At 57.0% G+C, this 18785-nt stretch carries 14 protein-coding genes; 5 read left to right on the top strand and 9 right to left on the bottom strand.

Features of this window, described 5'->3' with window-relative positions:
- Positions 1-273: 273 nt before the first annotated feature.
- Complete coding sequence (gene glyA / locus WFN87_RS11080) at positions 274-1527, top strand: serine hydroxymethyltransferase (RefSeq protein WP_008459452.1); 1254 nt, start codon at positions 274-276, stop codon at positions 1525-1527.
- Positions 1528-1572: 45 nt separating this feature from the next.
- Here glyA and WFN87_RS11075 read toward each other — a convergent pair whose 3' ends face one another.
- The 8 genes from WFN87_RS11075 to WFN87_RS11040 all read right to left on the bottom strand — a co-directional run bounded on the left by WFN87_RS11075 (position 1573) and on the right by WFN87_RS11040 (position 10479).
- Positions 1573-2172, bottom strand: coding sequence for an SIS domain-containing protein (locus WFN87_RS11075; protein WP_336981913.1), 600 nt, complete (start codon positions 2170-2172; stop codon positions 1573-1575).
- Positions 2169-3806 carry an FGGY-family carbohydrate kinase gene (locus WFN87_RS11070; protein ID WP_008459450.1) on the bottom strand — a complete coding sequence of 546 codons (1638 nt, stop codon included), beginning with the start codon at positions 3804-3806 and terminating at the stop codon, positions 2169-2171. Before WFN87_RS11070 ends, WFN87_RS11075 begins: the two co-directional genes overlap by 4 nt.
- Before the next feature lie 16 nt (positions 3807-3822).
- The gene (locus tag WFN87_RS11065; protein WP_336981915.1) at positions 3823-4776 is read right to left on the bottom strand and encodes an ABC transporter permease; all 954 of its coding nucleotides are present in this window, start codon (positions 4774-4776) and stop codon (positions 3823-3825) included.
- A gap of 1 nt (position 4777) precedes the next feature.
- Positions 4778-5767, bottom strand: coding sequence for an ABC transporter permease (locus WFN87_RS11060; protein ID WP_039305740.1), 990 nt, complete (start codon positions 5765-5767; stop codon positions 4778-4780).
- Positions 5760-7259: a sugar ABC transporter ATP-binding protein gene (locus WFN87_RS11055; protein WP_336981916.1), complete on the bottom strand. Its 1500-nt coding sequence runs from the start codon at positions 7257-7259 to the stop codon at positions 5760-5762. The genes WFN87_RS11060 and WFN87_RS11055 overlap by 8 nt, the downstream gene beginning before the upstream one ends.
- 107 nt (positions 7260-7366) lie before the next feature.
- The gene (locus tag WFN87_RS11050) at positions 7367-8350 is read right to left on the bottom strand and encodes an autoinducer 2 ABC transporter substrate-binding protein (RefSeq protein WP_008459446.1); all 984 of its coding nucleotides are present in this window, start codon (positions 8348-8350) and stop codon (positions 7367-7369) included.
- Positions 8351-8732: 382 nt separating this feature from the next.
- On the bottom strand, positions 8733-9155 hold the full coding sequence (locus WFN87_RS11045) for a DoxX family protein (RefSeq protein ID WP_336981918.1): 423 nt from the start codon (positions 9153-9155) through the stop codon (positions 8733-8735).
- A gap of 130 nt (positions 9156-9285) precedes the next feature.
- Positions 9286-10479, bottom strand: coding sequence for an ROK family protein (locus tag WFN87_RS11040; protein ID WP_166990439.1), 1194 nt, complete (start codon positions 10477-10479; stop codon positions 9286-9288).
- A 116-nt stretch (positions 10480-10595) separates the two neighbouring features.
- Here WFN87_RS11040 and WFN87_RS11035 point away from each other — a divergent pair, with 116 nt between their 5' ends.
- The 4 genes from WFN87_RS11035 to WFN87_RS11020 all read left to right on the top strand — a co-directional run bounded on the left by WFN87_RS11035 (position 10596) and on the right by WFN87_RS11020 (position 17453).
- Entirely contained in the window at positions 10596-13868 is a 3273-nt protein-coding gene (locus WFN87_RS11035; RefSeq protein ID WP_336981920.1) for a DUF5107 domain-containing protein, read from the top strand.
- Between the two features lie 66 nt (positions 13869-13934).
- Complete coding sequence (locus WFN87_RS11030) at positions 13935-15374, top strand: sugar porter family MFS transporter (protein ID WP_336709005.1); 1440 nt, start codon at positions 13935-13937, stop codon at positions 15372-15374.
- The gene (locus WFN87_RS11025) at positions 15374-16195 is read left to right on the top strand and encodes an aldose 1-epimerase (protein ID WP_336981922.1); all 822 of its coding nucleotides are present in this window, start codon (positions 15374-15376) and stop codon (positions 16193-16195) included. The genes WFN87_RS11030 and WFN87_RS11025 overlap by 1 nt, the downstream gene beginning before the upstream one ends.
- A 103-nt stretch (positions 16196-16298) precedes the next feature.
- Positions 16299-17453 (top strand): 3-phenylpropionate MFS transporter, encoded by a 1155-nt coding sequence (locus WFN87_RS11020; protein ID WP_336981924.1) that lies wholly within the window; start codon positions 16299-16301, stop codon positions 17451-17453.
- On the opposite strand, the gene csiE is transcribed toward WFN87_RS11020, so the two are convergent.
- Entirely contained in the window at positions 17450-18730 is a 1281-nt protein-coding gene (csiE, locus tag WFN87_RS11015; protein ID WP_336981927.1) for a stationary phase inducible protein CsiE, read from the bottom strand. The two genes, WFN87_RS11020 and csiE, sit on opposite strands and share 4 nt — an antisense overlap.
- Between the last annotated feature and the right edge of the window lie 55 nt (positions 18731-18785).

Genomic DNA, 18785 nt, shown 5'->3' with positions numbered 1-18785 from the left:
AAATGGCCTTATGTTGTAAATGGGTTATCGTTGTTAACGACTGAGCTCACAGAACGTGAAAAATACGCATAGTATTGATGAAGAAATATCCGGCAAAGAGATGCAGGGTTTATTGCGTTGAAGCCTTATTTCATGCCTGGGTAATCGTTTGCGTAAAAACCTCTGTCAAGCCCTATCACCCGAAAGGGTTTCGGTTTACACTGTTGCCCGTCGCCCAAATGGGCCCCCTCATTGCAGTAAAATTTTTACCGTTAGCTGAGTCAGGAGATGCGAATGTTAAAGCGTGAAATGAACATTGCCGATTATGATGCCGAACTGTGGCAGGCCATGGAGCAAGAGAAAGTACGTCAGGAAGAGCACATTGAACTGATCGCCTCCGAAAACTACACCAGCCCGCGCGTGATGCAGGCTCAGGGTTCTCAGCTGACAAACAAATATGCTGAAGGTTACCCAGGCAAGCGCTACTACGGCGGTTGCGAGTACGTGGACATCGTCGAGCAGCTGGCTATCGACCGTGCAAAAGAGCTGTTTGGCGCAGACTATGCGAACGTGCAGCCACACTCCGGTTCCCAGGCTAACTTTGCGGTATACACCGCGCTGCTGCAGCCGGGCGATACCGTGCTCGGCATGAACCTGGCGCAGGGCGGCCACCTGACTCACGGCTCCCCGGTTAACTTCTCCGGCAAGCTGTACAACATCATTCCTTACGGTATTGATGAGTCAGGTAAAATTGACTACGAAGACATGGCGAAGCAGGCTAAAGAGCACAAGCCGAAGATGATCATCGGCGGCTTCTCTGCCTACTCCGGCGTGGTTGACTGGGCTAAGATGCGCGAAATCGCAGACAGCATCGGCGCTTACCTGTTCGTTGACATGGCGCACGTTGCGGGCCTGATTGCCGCAGACGTTTACCCGAACCCGGTGCCACACGCGCACGTTGTCACCACCACCACCCACAAAACCCTGGCGGGTCCACGCGGTGGCCTGATCCTGGCGAAGGGCGGCGACGAAGATCTCTACAAGAAACTGAACTCTGCCGTATTCCCAAGCGCGCAGGGCGGCCCGCTGATGCACGTTATCGCGGCCAAGGCTGTGGCGCTGAAAGAAGCGATGGAGCCTGAGTTCAAGGTTTACCAGCAGCAGGTTGCGAAAAATGCCAAAGCGATGGTGGAAGTGTTCCTGAACCGTGGCTACAAAGTGGTTTCCGGCGGGACTGAAAACCACCTGTTCCTGCTGGATCTGGTTAATAAAAACCTGACCGGTAAAGAAGCTGACGCTGCCCTGGGCCGCGCCAACATCACCGTGAACAAAAACAGCGTACCAAACGATCCGAAGAGCCCGTTCGTGACCTCCGGTATCCGTATCGGTTCTCCGGCTGTTACTCGCCGCGGCTTTAAAGAAGCGGAAGTGAAAGAGCTGGCTGGCTGGATGTGTGACGTTCTGGACAACATCAATGACGAAGCGGTTATCGAGCGCGTGAAAGGTAAAGTGCTGGATATCTGTGCCCGCTTCCCGGTTTACGCATAATCGTTAAGCTGAAAAGTTGAAAGGCTCCCAATCGGGAGCCTTTTTTTATTGCTTCTGGCTTAGCGTCAGCCCGACATCCCCGCCGGGATGAACGGCGAGCAGCGTCTCCTTCGAATACCCGCTCTCGCTCATCAGGCAGGCGCAGGCGGCATCAAAAATCGCCAGCGCCAGAATTATCGACGTGGTTGCCAGCATATTCAGCGGATCCATTTCCTGCTTCACGCCGGTAGAAATCACCAGCCTTGCTGCCTGGGCGATGGCCGAATCCGGGTTCTCAGTGACGCTAATCAGCGGGACGTTTCTGGCCGCCAGGCCCGGCAGCAGCCGCGTCAGCTCATCGGAATTCCCGCCCCGGGAAAGCATGATCATCAGATCGTCCGCACGGAGGAACCCTAGATCACCATGCGCCGCATCCGTCGCGCTGAGGTAAATAGCCGGGTGTTCGACGCAGGCCAGCATATGGGCAATTTTCCTCGCGGCGATGCCCGAAGTACCGACGCCGGTGACCACAATCTTGCCTTTACAGTTTCTCAGTTCGGCCAGCAAGGCGAGCCACAGCGGCTCGCTCAAGTGCTGTTCCAGCGCCGCAAGTTCGCGACTGCAGGTTTCCCAAGCGCTGACGGCCTGCTGCCATGAATGACTCATGCTTCCTCCTGCATCAACTGGCGGTATTTCATGTGGTCGAGATACATCTCATGGAACACTTTGTATTTCCGGTCGTAATACTGTTTGATGCGGTTAGTCTGCGGTGTGACCGTTTTGCCGATGCGGCTCATGACCGACATCGCTTCCGGGAAGGAATCAAACACGCCCGCCGCCACCGTGCCCATCATCGCGCTGCCCAGCAGCATCGCCTCACTCTCTTCCGGCAACAACATCGCGCAGCCTGTAGCGTTGGCGTGCTCCTGAACGAAGATAGGGTTTTTAGTGCCGCCACCGCTCGCCATGATGGTGTCGATGGTGTAGCCGCTGTGGTTCATGGTTTCGATAATATGGCGGGTACCGAGTGCGATAGCCTGAATCGTCGCCAGGTACTGCAGCGCCATATCTTCCGGCGTGCGGGAAAGCTTCAGCCCGCTGATAACGCCGGTTAGCGTCGGGTTGGCGCGCGGCGAACGGTTGCCGTGGAAGTAGGGCAGGATGTGCATATCCTTCGTTAAGAAGGCGATGTTTTCCGGCTCCCCGGCCATTTTACGCAGCAGAGCGTTCAGCAGTTCGTAAATGGTTTGCCCCTGAGTCTTCGCCTGGGCAAGCAGCGTCTCATAGCACGGATGAGACTGAATAATATGGTCGATAAGCGCTCCGGTGGCCGACTGGCCGCCTTCGTTGAGCCAGTAGCCCGGCAGCACGGCGGAGTAGTAAGGCCCCCAAACGCCATTAATAAAACGAGCTTCTTTTGAAATGGCCATATGCCCGGTAGAGGTGCCGCCGATGAGCGCCACGCGGCGGTCGAAGTCTGCCACTTCGCCCGAAACGCCGCAGGCGCCGAGCGTCCCGAGCGTGCCGGCATGGGCGTCAATAATCGAGACGCTGACGGCGGTGCCGGCAATCAGCCCCATCTCGCTTGCGGCGCGCTGCGTCAGGCCGTGGCCCAGTGGCTCCCCCATGGTTTTTACATAGCGGCCAATTTTTTCCGCATCGTGCTCCAGCAGATCTTCCAGCCCAATCTGGCGGAAGTAGCTGCTGTCCCATTTGTCTTCGTGGCCCATGTAGGTCCATTTGCAGACGGTGGAGCAGAGCGAGCGGGTATCATCCCCGGTGGCGCGCCAGGTCAGGAAGTCCGGGAGGTCAAAATAGTAACCGGCATTAGACCAGGTATTCGGCATGTGCTGTTTAAGCCAGAGCAATTTTGGCGTTTGCATTTCCGGGGAAATAATCCCGCCCACGTAGTCCAGCACGCGGTGGTGCAGGGCATTAATTCTGTCGGCCTGGGTAATGGCGCGGTGATCCATCCACACAATGATGTTCTGTTCGCTGCGCCCTGAAGGGCTGATGGTCAGCGGCTTACCTTCTTTATCCAGTACCACCAGGGAACAGGTGGCGTCGAATCCCAGCCCTTTTACCTGAATCGGATTAATGTCGGCCTGGTTAACCGCATCCCGCACCGCGTTGCAAACCGCCTGCCAGATATTGTCCGAGGATTGCTCAACGAAGTCCGCCTGTGGGCGGTAAATCTCAATCGCCCGGCTTGCCTCGCCTACCATTCTGCCATTCAGGTCAAAGACGCCCGCGCGGGCGCTTCCCGTCCCTACATCCACCCCAATGAAGTAACTCGCCATAATGATTCTCCTGAACTCAGGCTTTACGATTCTGTAATGCGATAAAGAGGATCAGCACCGCGCCCCAGAGCGCCATGGTCAAATAGCTGCTGATCCCCAGCAAATTAAAGCCGCTTTCCAGCATTTGCAGCACAATGAGCGCCAGCACCAGGCCGATAATGCGGCCAAAGCCGCCGTCCGGGTTTATGCCGCCCAGCACAGAAGCAAGGATGGTGACCAGCAGATAAGACTCACCGTACCCGGCTTTGGCGGAGTTGAACTTGGCCATCATCAGAATGGCGGCCACCCAGCCGAGCAGCGCGGAAATCACGTACACCGATATCTGCGCCCGCACGGTGTTAACGCCGCTGAAGCGCGTGGCCTGTTCGTTGGAGCCGACCAGATAAAGGCTGCGCCCCAGCGTGGTGTGCTCCAGCAATACCCAGAGTAGGACGGCAACCAGCAGGAACAGCAGCAGCGCGACCGGAATGCCGAGCAGCGTGGCGTTGCCCAGGTACTGAATTGCCGCCGGGAAGCCGGAAATCACCGTGCCGTTGGACAGCAAAATATTGAGGCCGGAAATCAGCGTCATGGTGCCGAGCGTAGCCAGAATAGGCGAAACGCCGACCCAGGCGACCAGCGCGCCGTTTAGCGTGCCGATAGCCACCGCCACGGCAATACCCGCCAGCAGCGCCAGCGCGAAGAACAGCGGGTTATCCGGGTGGCTGACGATAATGGCCGCCATCACCAGCGAACAGGCGTTCGCCCCGGCAATAATCGACAGGTTGATCCCGCCGGTCAGCATTGTCATTCCCATACCCAGCGCCAGCATGCCAAGAATAGGCAACTGAGAGCCGATGGACTGGAAGTTGGCGAGGCTAAAGAAGCGCCCGCCCAGCAGCAGCGAAAACGCCACGGCAACCACCACAATAATCACGCACTGCAGCCGGATGATGGCGTCACCGGGTAAAAATCTGGCGAAGGTTTTCATCTCAAAGCTCCCTTGCGAGTTTGCGTTTTTCATTCCAGGCCGTGGCGCTGATGCTGACCAGGATAATCACGCCGCTGAACACGGCGTGCCAGTAAGAGGACACGCTCAGCAGCGTCAGACCGTTTTGTAAGAATGCCAGCAGGATAACCCCGAGCAGGGTGCCGGTGAGCGTCCCGCGCCCGCCGCTCATGCTTGTCCCGCCGAGCACGACCGCCGCCAGGACCGTTAGCTCAAAGCCCAGCAGCGAGTTTGGGGCAACGGACTGGGTGATCTGCGCCTGAACGACGGCGGCAATACCGGCCAGAATCCCCATATAGCCGTAGACGTAGAAGTGCAGCTTAAGCAGGTTCATCCCCAGCCGGGATGCCGCCTCGCGGTTGCCGCCCATGGCATAAATCTGGCGGCCAAGGCGCGTGTAGTTCATCAGCACGGCGGTAAAGATAATCACTGCGGCCAGGCACAGCAGCGGCAGGGTTAACCCGTACTGGTAACCGTCTTTGGCGGTGAAAGAGAACCAGTTAATGCCGTTCATAAACCAGTCCGGGAAGCCGTACAGCCAGGTGCCTTTAGTGAGGTAAACCAGCAGGCCGTAGTAAACGTTGAGGGTGGCAATGGTGATGATGATCGCCGGGACCCGCAGCCAGTAAACCAGGAAGCCGTTGATAAGCCCGAGCAGCAGCCCCACGGCAATGGAAATCACCAACGCCAGCGCAAAATTACCGCCGTGGGCAATGACCCAGCTTGCCATCACGTACTGGGCAATGGCGGTCATCGCCGGGAACGAAATATCAATCCCTCCGGAAATCAGCACCACAAACAGCCCGCAGGCCAGAATACCGAGAATGGCGTAGCTGGTGGCGACATCCGTCAGGTTACCGAGGGACAAAAACTCATCGGTGCTGATACTCAGGCCAACGGCCAGAGCCACCACCAGAAGACCCAGCCAGAACTCATGTTGCCCGGCCAGGCGGGAAAAACGAGGGTTATTCATTGACCACCTCAGCAATGTCCTGCTCGCTACTGCGATGAGGATTAAACTCTGCGACCAGCTCGCCCCGGCGCATCACCAGCACGCGGTGGCTGTTGTAATACGCCTCAGGGATTTCATCGCAAATCATCAGTACCGCCAGCCCCTGTTCCGCCAGGGTACGGGCGATTTGGTAAATACCTTCTTTATTGGCGATATCCACGCCCACCGTGGGCGAGTCGAGAATCAATATTTGTGGGTTAGTCGCTACCCATTTGGCGATGGCAATCCTTTGGGCGTTGCCGCCCGAAAGGGTTTTTACCGGCAGCCCGGCATCGGAGACTTTGATGTTTAGCTCACGAATAAGATCGGCCACCAGATGACGGGCTTTTTCATGATCGAGCAGGCCGCTGCGGGTATGAAGCCTGTCGAAGACCGTGACAATCGTGTTGTCGTAGATCGACTGCTCCATGATCAGGCCTTGAGTCAGGCGATCTTCTGACACGTAGCCGATGCCGTGTTTGATCGCATCGTGGTTATTGCGAAACGTCACCGGCACGCCGTCGATCAGCATTTCACCACTTTGCGGCTGAGTCATGCCGAACAGGCTCATGCACAGTTCGGTGCGGCCCGACCCGAGCAGGCCGACGATGGAAACGATCTCGCCGCTGCGCAGCGACAGATTGATGTTGTGGTATTTGCCCTTGCGGCTGAGGCCGCGCAGCTCCAGCATCGGCTGTTTTTCTACCGGAGGTTTTTCCGGCAGCGGGCTGTAGTGGAAGCGTTGCCCGGTCATCAGGAACGCAAGCTCGTTGCTGTCCAGCTCGCTGGCCTGCCAGGTGCCGACCAGCTTCCCGTCGCGCATCACGCTAATGCGGTCGGCGACTTCCATCACTTCGTCCAGACGGTGGCTGACAAACACCACGCAAATCCCGTCCGCTTTGAGTTCATTCACCACCCGCAGCAGGCCGTTAACCTCCTGGCGGGTAAGCGACGCAGTGGGTTCGTCCATAATAACCAACCGGGCGTCTGCGGCAATGGCGCGGCAAATCGCCACCAGTTGGCGATCGGCTATCGAGAGTTTTTCGACTTTTTTGTCCGGGTCGAGCGTGACGCCAATGCGCTGCATGGCCGCCAGCGCCTGGGCTTTCATCACGCTGCGGTTAACCCACAGGCTGCCGCCGGGCTGATAGCGGTGCACGGCGATATTCTCGGCCACGCTGAAATTGGGGAACAGCGACAGATCCTGGTAGATCACCTGGATGCCGTAATGCGCGGAAAGCGTGGGCGTCAGGCTGTGAAACAGTTTGCCGTCGAGGGCAATCTGCGCCCCTTTTTCCGGATGATAGACGCCGGAAATCACTTTGATGATCGTGCTTTTACCGCAGCCGTTTTGCCCGGCCAGGCAATGAACTTCGCCTTTTCTGAGCGTCAGATTGACGTTATCCAGCGCCCGCACGCCCGGGAATTGCTTGCTGATATTCTCAAGAGTGATAAATGCGGATGTGTCGGTCATGGGTAATGCCCCTGCCGGCGCCCGACGTGGGCGCCACAAAATAATCTTGTTGGAGAATGCCGGTCGGCTGACCGGCATTCCGGTTTCCCTGGTGTTGGCGGAGTGCCTTAGAAACCGAGTGACTGAGCGTTATCTTTGGTGACTTCGAGGATCTTGTTAAAACGGATCACTTTCTTATCCATGTCGACATCGGCCTTGCCCAGACCGTCAATGGTCAGGTCTTTGGTCACGGCTTTGCCCTGCAGCAGCTGATCGGCCACGGTAACCAGTGCGTAACCGGCATCTTTAGGATCCCACAGCAGCGCTTTTTTAATGTCGCCGCGCATCAGGTAAGGTGCCGCCTGGCCCGGCATGGCAATGCCGACAACCGCCAGTTTGTCCTTCGCACGTTTCTTCTGTACCGCCTGGCCCGCGCCGATTGGGCCGAGGGAGCCAAAGCCGATCACGCCTTTCATCTGCGGATACGTTTTCATCAGATCGAGCGTGGTGGAATAGGATTTGTCGATGCTCTCCGCCACCGGCAGGCGCGAAGTCACTTCGAACATATCCGGGTATTTTTCTTTCTGATATTTAATGGCGGAATCCGCCCAGGCGTTGTGCAGCGGCACGGTCAGCGACCCGACGTAAATCGCATAGCCGCCTTTGCCACCCATGTCTTTCGCCAGCTCGTCCATGTTGGCCTGAGCATATTTTTCGCTGTCGATGGTTTCGATATCCCACTGGCCGATCTGCTGGTCAGGGGATTCATGCGTCAGCACCACGATGCCCTGATCGCGCGCTTTTTTCAGTACTGGCTCCAGTACTTTGGCATCGTTAGGCACCACAATAATGGCGTTCACTTTCTTGGCGATCAGATCCTCAATCACCTTCACCTGCTGAGCCGGATCGGGCGTTGAGGCCCCGGTCTGGTAAGCGTTAACGTTGAGTTTTTTTGCCGCTTCGTTGACGCCGGTTTCCATCCGGTTAAACCATGGGATCCCGGTGACTTTCGCCACCACTGCGATTTCATACTTATCCGCCGCAACGGCCGTACCGGACAACATGCATGCAGAAATCAGGGTTGCACTGAGTAATGCGAGTTTGAATTTCATAGGTGTACCTTTTTTATTAGGGACTGAGGCATGTCACGGAGAGGAGACTAGCAACGAAGGGAAGAGGGAATGAATCGCAGTTTTTCTAAATGTGATGCACGCCCATTATTGTTTGTTTTTAGATCTAGTTTAGTTAAAAAATAGTTAAATATATGATGTTTTTTTAAACTGGACGGACATGTTGGTGTTAATTAACAGTCAGAAATGAAACATATAGGAAACAATTAATAAACAATTTGCCGTTAAGGGGACGTTTTTGGCAGCAAAGAGGGCGCAAGCCAGCAAAAAATGTTACGAAATTGTGAGCTGAAGCGTATCAAGAAAAATGAGCGGGAAACAAATGAAAAAGGCCGCATTAGCGGCCTTTAAGTGAGGCAGAAATTTAGCGCTTATCGACGGAAATCGCGCCAGGGCCGGTGACCGCCAGCAGCAGGAAACCACCAGCTATGCTGATGTTTTTATAGAAGTTAATCATATTAGGCATCACTGCATCCCCGGTCATATTCCAGTAATGGTGACCGATAAGCGCCGTGCCGAGGGTATAAAACACAAACAAAATGGCCAGCGGGCGGGTAAAGAACCCGATGATCACCAGGATAGCGGCAACAACTTCCATAAACACCGCAATCGCGGCGGCTAGCGTCGGGAGTGGGGTGCCAAGATGCTCCATATACGCCACGGTGCCGCTGAACCCGCTGAGCTTCGGCAAGCCGAAAATAATGAACAGCAGAATCAACGCAATACGGGCAATAAGCAGGATCAGGGCACGAGATTGACCAAAATCGAAATAGCGGACTGTGTTCATAGCGGGCTCGCCTGTAGTGGACTCAATTTAAAGTTAATACACAACTTCTGAGCCTGCCATTGCCGCTGCGCCTCTACCGCGTTGTTTGTGTTAATGAATGTTTTTATTAATGACGCCCGACGCCATCTCGTTATTCCATCAGCGCAGTCTCGGCATATAAATAACCAATCCCCATCACCTGCTGAGCGCGGGTGAGCTGCCCGAAGTTTATTTGCGTGGCGTGACTCTTCAGGCCATCACCGTGGTCGAACGGATTAAAACCAATGCGCTGTTTAATGGCGCTCAGCCAGTTTTCGCCAAACTCGCAGCTGCGGCCATAGAACCAGATCTGGTTAATGTTGAGAATATTAAGGAAGTTATACAGGCTAAGCCCAATCGCATTGGCCGAATCTTCTACCCAGCGGGCGACCCTTTCATCCCCGGCATGCAGCGCCTGAACCAGCTGCCGGGAAGTGAGCTTTTCCGGATCGTGCTGCTGCGCCTCAGGGTGCGTTTTGAGCCAGATGCGGGCCTGTTTTTTCAGCGCGCTGAGCGAAGCCACGGTTTCCAGGCAGCCATAGCGCCCGCAGTCGCAGGCCATGCCGTCCGGGTTAACTATGGTGTGGCCAATTTGCCCGCTGCCGTACAGATTGCCGCGATAGATTTGCCCGTTGATCACAAACGAAGAGCCGATGCCGTAATCCACGTTAAGCACGCAGAAATCTTCCCGGTTGCCGTTGTTTTGCCACTTTTCTGCCAGGGCCAGCATCACGCAGTCGTTATCCAGCCTGACTTCGATGTTCAGCTTCTCTTCCAGCAGGTATTTAATTTCCACTGCCTCCCGCCAGGGAGCCTGCGGCATGGTTTGTGACACGCCGGTCACCGGATCTACCTGTCCATGTATGCCCAGAGCGAGATTGATCGTTTTTTTCGGCCAGCTTTTTCGCTGTTGCTGCCAGATTGCTTCGATGGCCGACAGCAGCATCTGGGGAGAAGGGGCCACAATAGCGCGGCGCTCAAAGTCGGCTATAGGCGACAGCTGGGCGTTGCACAGCTGGCTCTCGATGCTGGTGGGGGTGACGTTCATGCAGAGGATGTAATTCCCCTCCGGCGGGATCTGGTAGCTGCCGCTGTTCAGCCCCCGGCTGCTGAGGTTTTCGCTGGAGTGGCTAAGTTTGCCCTCATCGACCAGTTCCTCAAGGATGTTGCTGACGGCCGGAATGGACAGCCCGGTGTAGCGGGCAAACTGCGATTTACTCAGCTGCTTGTGTCGCCATACCAGCGTCATCAGCGTTTGTCGGTTGAGCTGACGTACCCGCTGATTATTGAAACCTGACTGCTGCATGTTTACTAAACCTCATTAACTGTATTGCGTGAGCATTGAGCGATTAAATCATAATCAGCTGCTCCAGACTGTTGGCAATCCCCCATTCACTGTTATTTGTTTACTGGAGAGTTGCTATGTACGGAGCCGTTAAAGTCTGGCAGGAAACGATCTCACTCCCTACCTGGACCACCGGAGCAGAGGATCCCAACCCGATGTTCCTGGAAAATCGTGTCTATCAGGGATCTTCCGGTGCGGTTTACCCCTATGGCGTCATAGACACCCTGACCGGTAAACGTGAAATGCGCGAGTATCAGGCGGTTTGGCTGGAGAACGATTTCATTCGCGTCATGCTGCTGCCGGAGCTGGGCGGGCGTATTCACCGAGCCTGGGACAAAGTGATGGGGCGCGATTTCGTGTACTACAACGAAGTGGTCAAACCCGCGCTGGTGGGCCTGATTGGGCCGTGGATCTCCGGTGGGATCGAATTCAACTGGCCTCAGCACCACCGCCCGACCACTTTTCTGCCGGTAGACGTGACCTTCCAGCAGCACGAAAGCGGGGCGCAAACCGTCTGGTTGGGGGAAGTGGAGCCGATGCGCGGCCTGCAGGTGATGACCGGGTTTACGCTTTACCCGGAAAAAGCGCTGATTGAAATTACCGGCAAAGTCTTTAACGGCAACGCCACGCCGCGCCACTTCCTGTGGTGGGCTAATCCGGCGGTGAAGGGCGGTGACGACCATCAGAGCGTATTCCCGCCAGACGTGACCGCGGTGTTTGACCACGGCAAACGCGACGTTTCCGCCTTCCCGATTGCCCACGGCACCTACTACAAAGTGGATTACTCAGAGGGCGTGGATATCTCGCGCTACAAAAACATCCCGGTGCCAACCTCTTACATGGCCGATAAGTCGAATTACGATTTTGTTGGGGCCTACCACCACGGCGAACAGGGCGGTCTGCTGCACATTGCCGATCACCATGTATCGCCGGGCAAAAAGCAGTGGACCTGGGGCAACTGCGACTTTGGCCTGGCCTGGGATCGCAATCTGACCGACACCAACGGCCCGTACATCGAGCTGATGACCGGCGTGTTCACCGACAACCAACCGGACTTTACCTGGCTGGCGCCATTTGAAGAAAAAGTGTTTGTGCAAAACTTCCTGCCTTACAGCAAGCTGGGGACGCTGCAAAACGCCAGCACCGATGCGGCCATCAAGCTTGAGCGTGAGCAGGGCAGGCTGGAACTCGGCGTCTACGCCATTTCCCCGCTGGAAGCGGTGACGCTGCGTCTTGAAAGCGATGGCGTAGTCCTGTGGCAAACGCCGCTCAGCCTGAAACCGGCGGAAGCCTGGCTGCATCAACTGACGGATGACTGGCCGCAGCGGCTGACGCTGAGCTTACTCAACGCGCAGGGCGAAGTGGTGCTCAGCTACCTGGAACACATCGCGGAAGAGCTGCCTCTGCCGCAGGCGGCGCAGGCCCCGGCTAAGCCTGAACAGATCGCTAACTGCGACGAGCTTTATTTCATTGGCCAGCATCTGGAGCAGTATCTGCACGCCAGCCGGTCAGCCTTCGACTACTACCGGCGAGCGCTGGACATTGATCCGCTCGATTCCCGCTGTAACGTCGCCCTGGGCACGCTCGAATTCAACCGGGGCAACTGGCAAAAAGCCAAAGAGCACGCCGACGCGGCGCTGCAGCGCGCCCATTGCCTGAACAAAAACCCGCAAAATGGCGATGCCAGCCAGCTTCTCGGCTCGGCGAAAGAGCGACTGGGCGACTACGACGGCGCCTTCGATGCTAACTACAAGGCCAGCTGGAGCGGCAACTGCCGGGATGCGGCATTTTATGCCCTGGCCCGTCTGGCAATGCGCAAAGGGGAAACGGCTCGCGCCTTAACGCTGGTATCCCAAAGCCTGCAGTTCAACGCCTCGAATAACCTCGCAATGGGGCTGAAAGCGCTGGCGCTGTCTCAGCAAGGAGAAAAAGCGACGGCGCTGGCGTGGATTGAGCAGCAGCTTGCCGTCTGGCCGCTGAGTTATGCCCTGCATTATGCCCGCTGGGCGATAACCCAGAGTGAAGGTGACAAGCAAAAGCTGCGGCAGGTGACCGGGCAACGTGGCACTAACGTCAGCGTTTTGGCCGGCTGGCTAATGAGCTTTGGGGCAGAGAATGCCGCGGGTGAACTGCTCACCTTGCTGAATGCCCAGGAAACGATGCCGCTGCTGTGGCAGGCCTCGCTGGAATCCGATCCACAGCGCCAGCAAAACTATCTCGTGCAGGCTCGGGAGCAGTTTACCGCCCGGGTTCGCTTCCCTAACACGCTGGATGAAGTGCAAATGCTGATGCGCCTCCCGCAGGATGGTTTTGCGCAGTATCTGCTGGGCTGCTTCTGGTACAGCAAACGTCGCTATGCAGAGGCGCTAACCTGCTGGGCATTCTGCGCTGAACAGATGCCTGAGTTTGCCTCCGTGCAGCGCGTGCTGGCGATTCATGCCTGGAACAAAGAGCAGGACGTTCAGCGAGCTGAAACGCTGCTGCAGCGTGCCGTTGATCTCGAACCTGATAATGCGCGCTTCCTGTTTGAACTCGACTTCCTGCTGAAGCTGAATGGGCGCGCACCAGAGGAGCGTCTTACCCGTCTGGAGGCGAAGCGTGACGTTGCGCTAAAACGTGACGATCTCACTGCCGAGCTGCTGAGCCTGTGGAACCAGCATGGCAAGCAGGAAGCTGCCGCGAAGGTGCTGGCTGAACGCAAGTTCCACCCGTGGGAAGGCGGCGAAGGCAAAGTGACGGGGCAGTACATTATCAGTCAACAGCGGCTCGCCCTGGCCAGTATGTCTGCCGGCCAATACGGCCAGGCGGAGGAGCTGCTGCAACAGGCGCTGAGCTACCCGGAAAACCTCGGCGAAGGCCGTCTGGTCGGGCAAACCGACAACGATATCTGGTATCTGCTTGGGTGCTGTGCGCAGCTCCTGCAGCGTCACGAACGGGCGAAATCCTACTTCCAGCAGGCGTTGAAGGGCGGGAGTTCCCTGGCGGCCGGGCGCTACTACAACGACCAGCCCGTGGACTACCTCTTCTATCAGGCTATGGCCCTCAAACAGCTGGGTGAGCTTGAGGCGGCCCATCAGCAATTCAAAGCCTTTGTTGACTGGGCGCAGGCGCACCGTGCCGACGGGGTTGAGGCCGATTTCTTCGCCGTTTCCCTGCCGGACCTGATTGCGCTCAACGGCGACCCGCGGAAACAACATCAGCAGCATTGCCTGTTTGTGGAGGCGCTTGGGTGGCTCGGCCTGGGGGATATCGCCGCCTTCAACCAGCGGGTGGAAGCCCTGCTGACCCTTAACCCGGCCCATGACAAGGCGCATCTGCTGCGTCAGGCCCTTAGCACCGGCGTACTTTAACAATAACTGGCGGGCGACGATGAGCGCCCGCTCCCTTACCCTACAAATACAAGATGAGGATCGACCATGGAAAGTATGCAATCGCAACTACGCATGGGTTACGTCTGGACCATCTGTCTGGTGGCCGCCTGTGGCGGGCTGTTGTTTGGTTATGACTGGGTGGTTATCGGCGGGGCAAAACCGTTCTACGAAGCCTATTTTTCTATTACCGACCCGGCCGTTTCCGGGTGGGCAATGAGCTCTGCCCTGGTGGGATGTATTCTTGGGGCGATACTCTCCGGCTGGTGTGCCGACAAGTTTGGCCGCAAAATCCCCCTTATTCTTGCCGCAATTATGTTCACCGCGTCTGCCTGGGGCACCGCAGTGGCAAGTCACTTCGATATGTTTGTTCTCTGGCGCATTGTCGGCGGGGTGGGGATTGGCCTCGCTTCGGCGCTTAGTCCGATGTATATCGCAGAAATCAGCCCGGCGGCACAGCGTGGGCGCTTTGTGGCGGTCAACCAGCTCACCATTGTGGTTGGGGTGCTGGCGGCGCAGCTGATTAACCTGATGATTGCCGAGCCGGTTGCCAGCCAGGCAACGATGCAGGAAATCAGCGCCAGCTGGAACGGGCAGGTGGGCTGGCGCTGGATGTTTGGCTTTGAAGCCTTCCCGGCGGTGGTCTTTTTGATCCTGATGTTTTTTGTGCCGGAGTCACCTCGCTGGCTGGTGCGCGCCGGGAAAAACGAACGCGCTCACCAAATGCTGAGCCGCATCGGCAGTAAAGCCTATGCCGATGCAACGCTGAAAGATATTCAGGAAACGTTAAGCAAGGACACACAAAAAGTGTCGTGGTCCGCGCTTTGGACACCGAAGGTTCGCCCGATCATCGTGATTGGTATGGTGCTGGCGGTGTTCCAGCAGTGGTGCGGGATTAACGTTATCTTCAACTATGCGCAGGAGATTTTTGCCTCCGCCGGGTTCGACATTAACAGCACGTTGAAATCGATTGTTGCGACCGGCCTGATTAACCTGGTGTTCACCATCGCCGCGCTGCCGTTGGTGGACAAAATTGGCCGCCGCAAACTGATGTTGTTCGGGGCCGCTGGGCTGACAATTATCTATGCGCTGATTGGTGCCGCCTACGGCCTGGGTATTCTGGGGCTGCCGGTCCTGATTCTGGTGCTGGCCGCCATCGCCACCTATGCGCTGACGCTGGCCCCGGTAACCTGGGTGCTGTTGGCGGAAATCTTCCCGAACCGCGTTCGCGGCCTCGCGATGTCGCTGGGGACATTAGCGCTGTGGGTCGCCTGCTTCCTGCTGACTTACACTTTCCCTCTGCTGAATGCAGGCCTGGGCGCATCCGGCAGCTTCCTGCTGTACGGCGTTATCTGTGCCGCTGGCTTTATCTACGTGCGCCGCTTCGTGCCGGAAACCAAAGGCGTGAGCCTCGAAGCGCTGGAGCAGCAGCTGGCTGAAGGCCGCGTGAATGCTTCTCCCGCGCGGGCCGCAAAGGCGCTACGCTAATGGATACTCTGCACCTGCAAAATGATTTTCTTAGTTTGACTGTTGCCCCGCAGGGGGCCTCAGTTCTCAGCTTTGAATCTCTCAGGCACGGGAAACCGATTTTTCATCCGGCGAACCCGGCGCTGTTTCCAATGCTGCCGCTGGCTAATCGGGTGGCCGGGAACGCTTTCCATCTGCACGGCGAGCGAATCCAGCTGCCAGACAGCCTCGTCGATGAGCACTTTTTCCTGCACGGGGATGGTTGGCAAAAGCTTTGGCACGTTGAGCAGTACGAAGCTGAGTCTGTCACCTTGAGCCTGTGCAGCCAGTATCCCTGCGGTTTTCACTATCTGGCAAATCTGACTTACCGCCTGGCAGGCAACAGGCTGTTAACCCGCCTTGAGCTGAAGCACACTGGCGAGAAGCCGATGATATACGGGCTGGGTTTGCATCCTTATTTTTCGCTGGGGCCAGCCAGCCAGGTGCAGTTTTCCGCCAGCGGCTACTGGCCCGAAGGCGAGCAGCACCTGCCTTTGGCCTGGGAAGGGACGTTCATCCCGCAGGCAGATTTTTCCCGTGCAAAAACGCCGGAGAACAAGTGGCTTAACGTGGGGTATTCCGGCTGGAGCGGCAGGGCGGTTATTACCCACTCGGAGATGAGCATTTGTCTGCGTAGCCCGGCGGCCTGTTTGATGGTATTCAGCATGGGGAACCAGCCGTTTATCTGTCTTGAACCGCAAACGCATCCGGTCAACGCGCACAACCAGGCGGGGATGCCGGGTTTAGTCATGCTGGAGACGGGCCAGACCACGCATCTGGAGATGGAGATTGAGGTGAGCTAACGCGCAATAGCCATTGTTTTGATGTGTTTTATTGCGCTGTTAATGTTTGCTTGCATGCCAGCCAGCTATCCCCGACACTATCGCCTCCAAAACGGGAGGGATCATGGTTTTGCATTCCACGCGCTGGCTGGCGCTCAGTTACTTTACCTACTTCTTTAGCTATGGCGTATTTTTACCGTTCTGGAGCGTCTGGCTCAAAGGCGTCGGGCTTCCCCCGGAAACTATCGGATTGCTGTTAGGCTCAGGGCTGATTGCCCGTTTCCTCGGCAGTTTATTATTAGCCCCCCGCGTGACCGATCCTTCCCGCCTTGTTGTCGCCCTTCGTCTGTTAGCCCTTGCCACACTAGTCTTTGCCGCTGGTTTCTGGTTGGGCCATGCCGCGCTCTGGCTGCTGCTGACGATGGTGGGCTTTAACCTGTTCTTCTCGCCGCTGGTGCCGCTGACCGATGCGCTGGCGGGGACCTGGCAGCGGCAAATGCCGCTGGATTATGGCCGGGTGCGGCTCTGGGGATCGCTGGCGTTTGTCATCGGCTCGGCCATTACCGGCAAGCTGGTGAGCGAGTTCAGCTCTCAGGCTATTCTGGTCCTGCTGACCCTTGGCGCGGCGTCGATGCTGATTGGCATGATGCTGCGGCCTTCCATTATGCCTCAGGGCGAAACCCGGCATCAGGCTTCAGCTGGCTGGCCCGCCTGGAAAGGGCTGATTATCAGCGCCTGGCGTTTTCTGGCCTGTGTTTCTCTGCTGCAGGGCGCGCATGCGGCCTACTACGGTTTTAGCGCGATTTACTGGCAGGGGGCAGGCTATTCCGCTTCCGTTGTGGGCTATTTATGGTCGCTGGGCGTGGTGGCGGAAATCGTTATCTTTGCCCTCAGCAACAAACTGTTCCGCCGCTGGAGCGCCAGAGATTTGCTGCTGCTGTCCACCGTGACCGGCATTATTCGCTGGAGCCTGATGGCAAGCACCACCGAACTGCCGTGGCTGATTGTGGCGCAAATCCTGCACTGCGGCAGCTTCACGGTTTGCCACCTGGCGGCGATGCGCTATATCTCTGCCCGCAAAGGCGGCGAGGTGATCCGCCTGCAGGCCGTTTACTCCGCCGTGGCGATGGGCGGCGGTATCGCCGTGATGACGATTTTCTCGGGCTTCCTCTATCAGCATTTGCAGGGCGGGATGTTCTGGATCATGGCGCTGGTGGCGGCCCCGGCGCTGTTCCTGCGGCCCAAAGTCGCCGCAGTCAGCCCGGTTGCGGAAAGCTAAGCCTCTAACAGTGCTTTAATGCGCTGCTGCTGGTGTTCTCCCAGCGGCAGCGTGGCGTGAATGAGCGGGGGAGAAAACAGCGGCAGCGAGGTCGCGTAGGGTGTAATGACCAGCCCCACTTCACGCGGGGCGCCCTGGCTTTGAAACTGCTGCACCGCCAGATATTTAATGTTGAGCGGCAGCAGGGTCAGCTCGCGCAGCTGCTGCTCAATTTTCTGTTCCAGCTCGCGATCGTCGGCCGTCAGCAGCAACACCTGTTTTTCCTGAATGTCACTTTCCTGCATCAGCCAGGCACCAAAGATCACCGCGACCAGGCCCCTTTCCGCATCGGAAAACTGAATCCCATAATGCTGTTCAAAATCCGCAAGCACTTCTCGCGAGGTTCGCATTAGCCTCGGATAAAGACGCGTGATCTCTTCGGGCAGGCTGTGGTCGATGCCGATATTAAAGTGGCAGCGGTTCAGCGCCTGGGCGAGGTGAATATAAAGCTGATCGCTCAGCCCTTGTTCATCGCTAAAAGAAAGCCCGGCCTGACGGCGGAAACGTTCGATCATCCGTGCGATTTCATTGTGTAATCGGGCATCCTGTTCATGTTCGTCATTAATCGGATCGGGAATTCTGAGCAGTTGAAACAGCAGGGCCAGGAAATGCTGTTCATCAACGTCTGCGGGCTGCATGACGCGGCGCTTCCAGTGGCGGGCTATTTCCTGGGCGACAACAAATTCAGGCCGCATCTGGCTCCACTCGCGCTGCTGCGGCGTCAGGACTGGCGCATTGCCGGAGTGATGCTGATGCAGACAATACTGCAAAAACAGCGTCAGGAACTGGCTGTCCCGGCTGTCGTACTGCCTTTTTAAACGGCGACCACACAGATTCACCAGCGCACGTAAATTAGTTTCGTCATACAGCGCCTTGATAAGCCCCAGATGCTTAAGCTTGGACTTTAGTGCCGGACTAAAGTGGTTTTGCACAAACTGCGGGCAAAGGCGCAGCGAGCGTCGCAGCCAGTGCAGCAGGCAGAGGCGGCGGTCAAGGACTGTGCCTTCAATCCGGTAGCTGCCGTCCTGCTGCTGCGTCAGGGAGAGACGGTGATAACTCTGGATCTCATGGCCCGTGTCGGCTATATCTTGCAGGGTTTGCCTCTGATCCACGCCGTTAAGGCTGGCAATGACCTCCGGCGTGACGATCTGCTCCGGGAGATAGAGCATCAGAAGCAGGTGGCAGCGGCGCTGCGAACTGGATAGCACAGAGGGTGGCGGCGTCAGTAAAGTCATCATCTGGCTGTCCCAATGTGGTGTCAGAAGTTAAGAATAGCTAAAGGTTTCGGCCAAT

The sequence above is a fragment of the Cedecea sp. AS113 genome (assembly GCF_037152415.1).
GTDB lineage: Bacteria > Pseudomonadota > Gammaproteobacteria > Enterobacterales > Enterobacteriaceae > Cedecea.
This window is presented reverse-complemented; position numbering and strand designations above follow the sequence as displayed.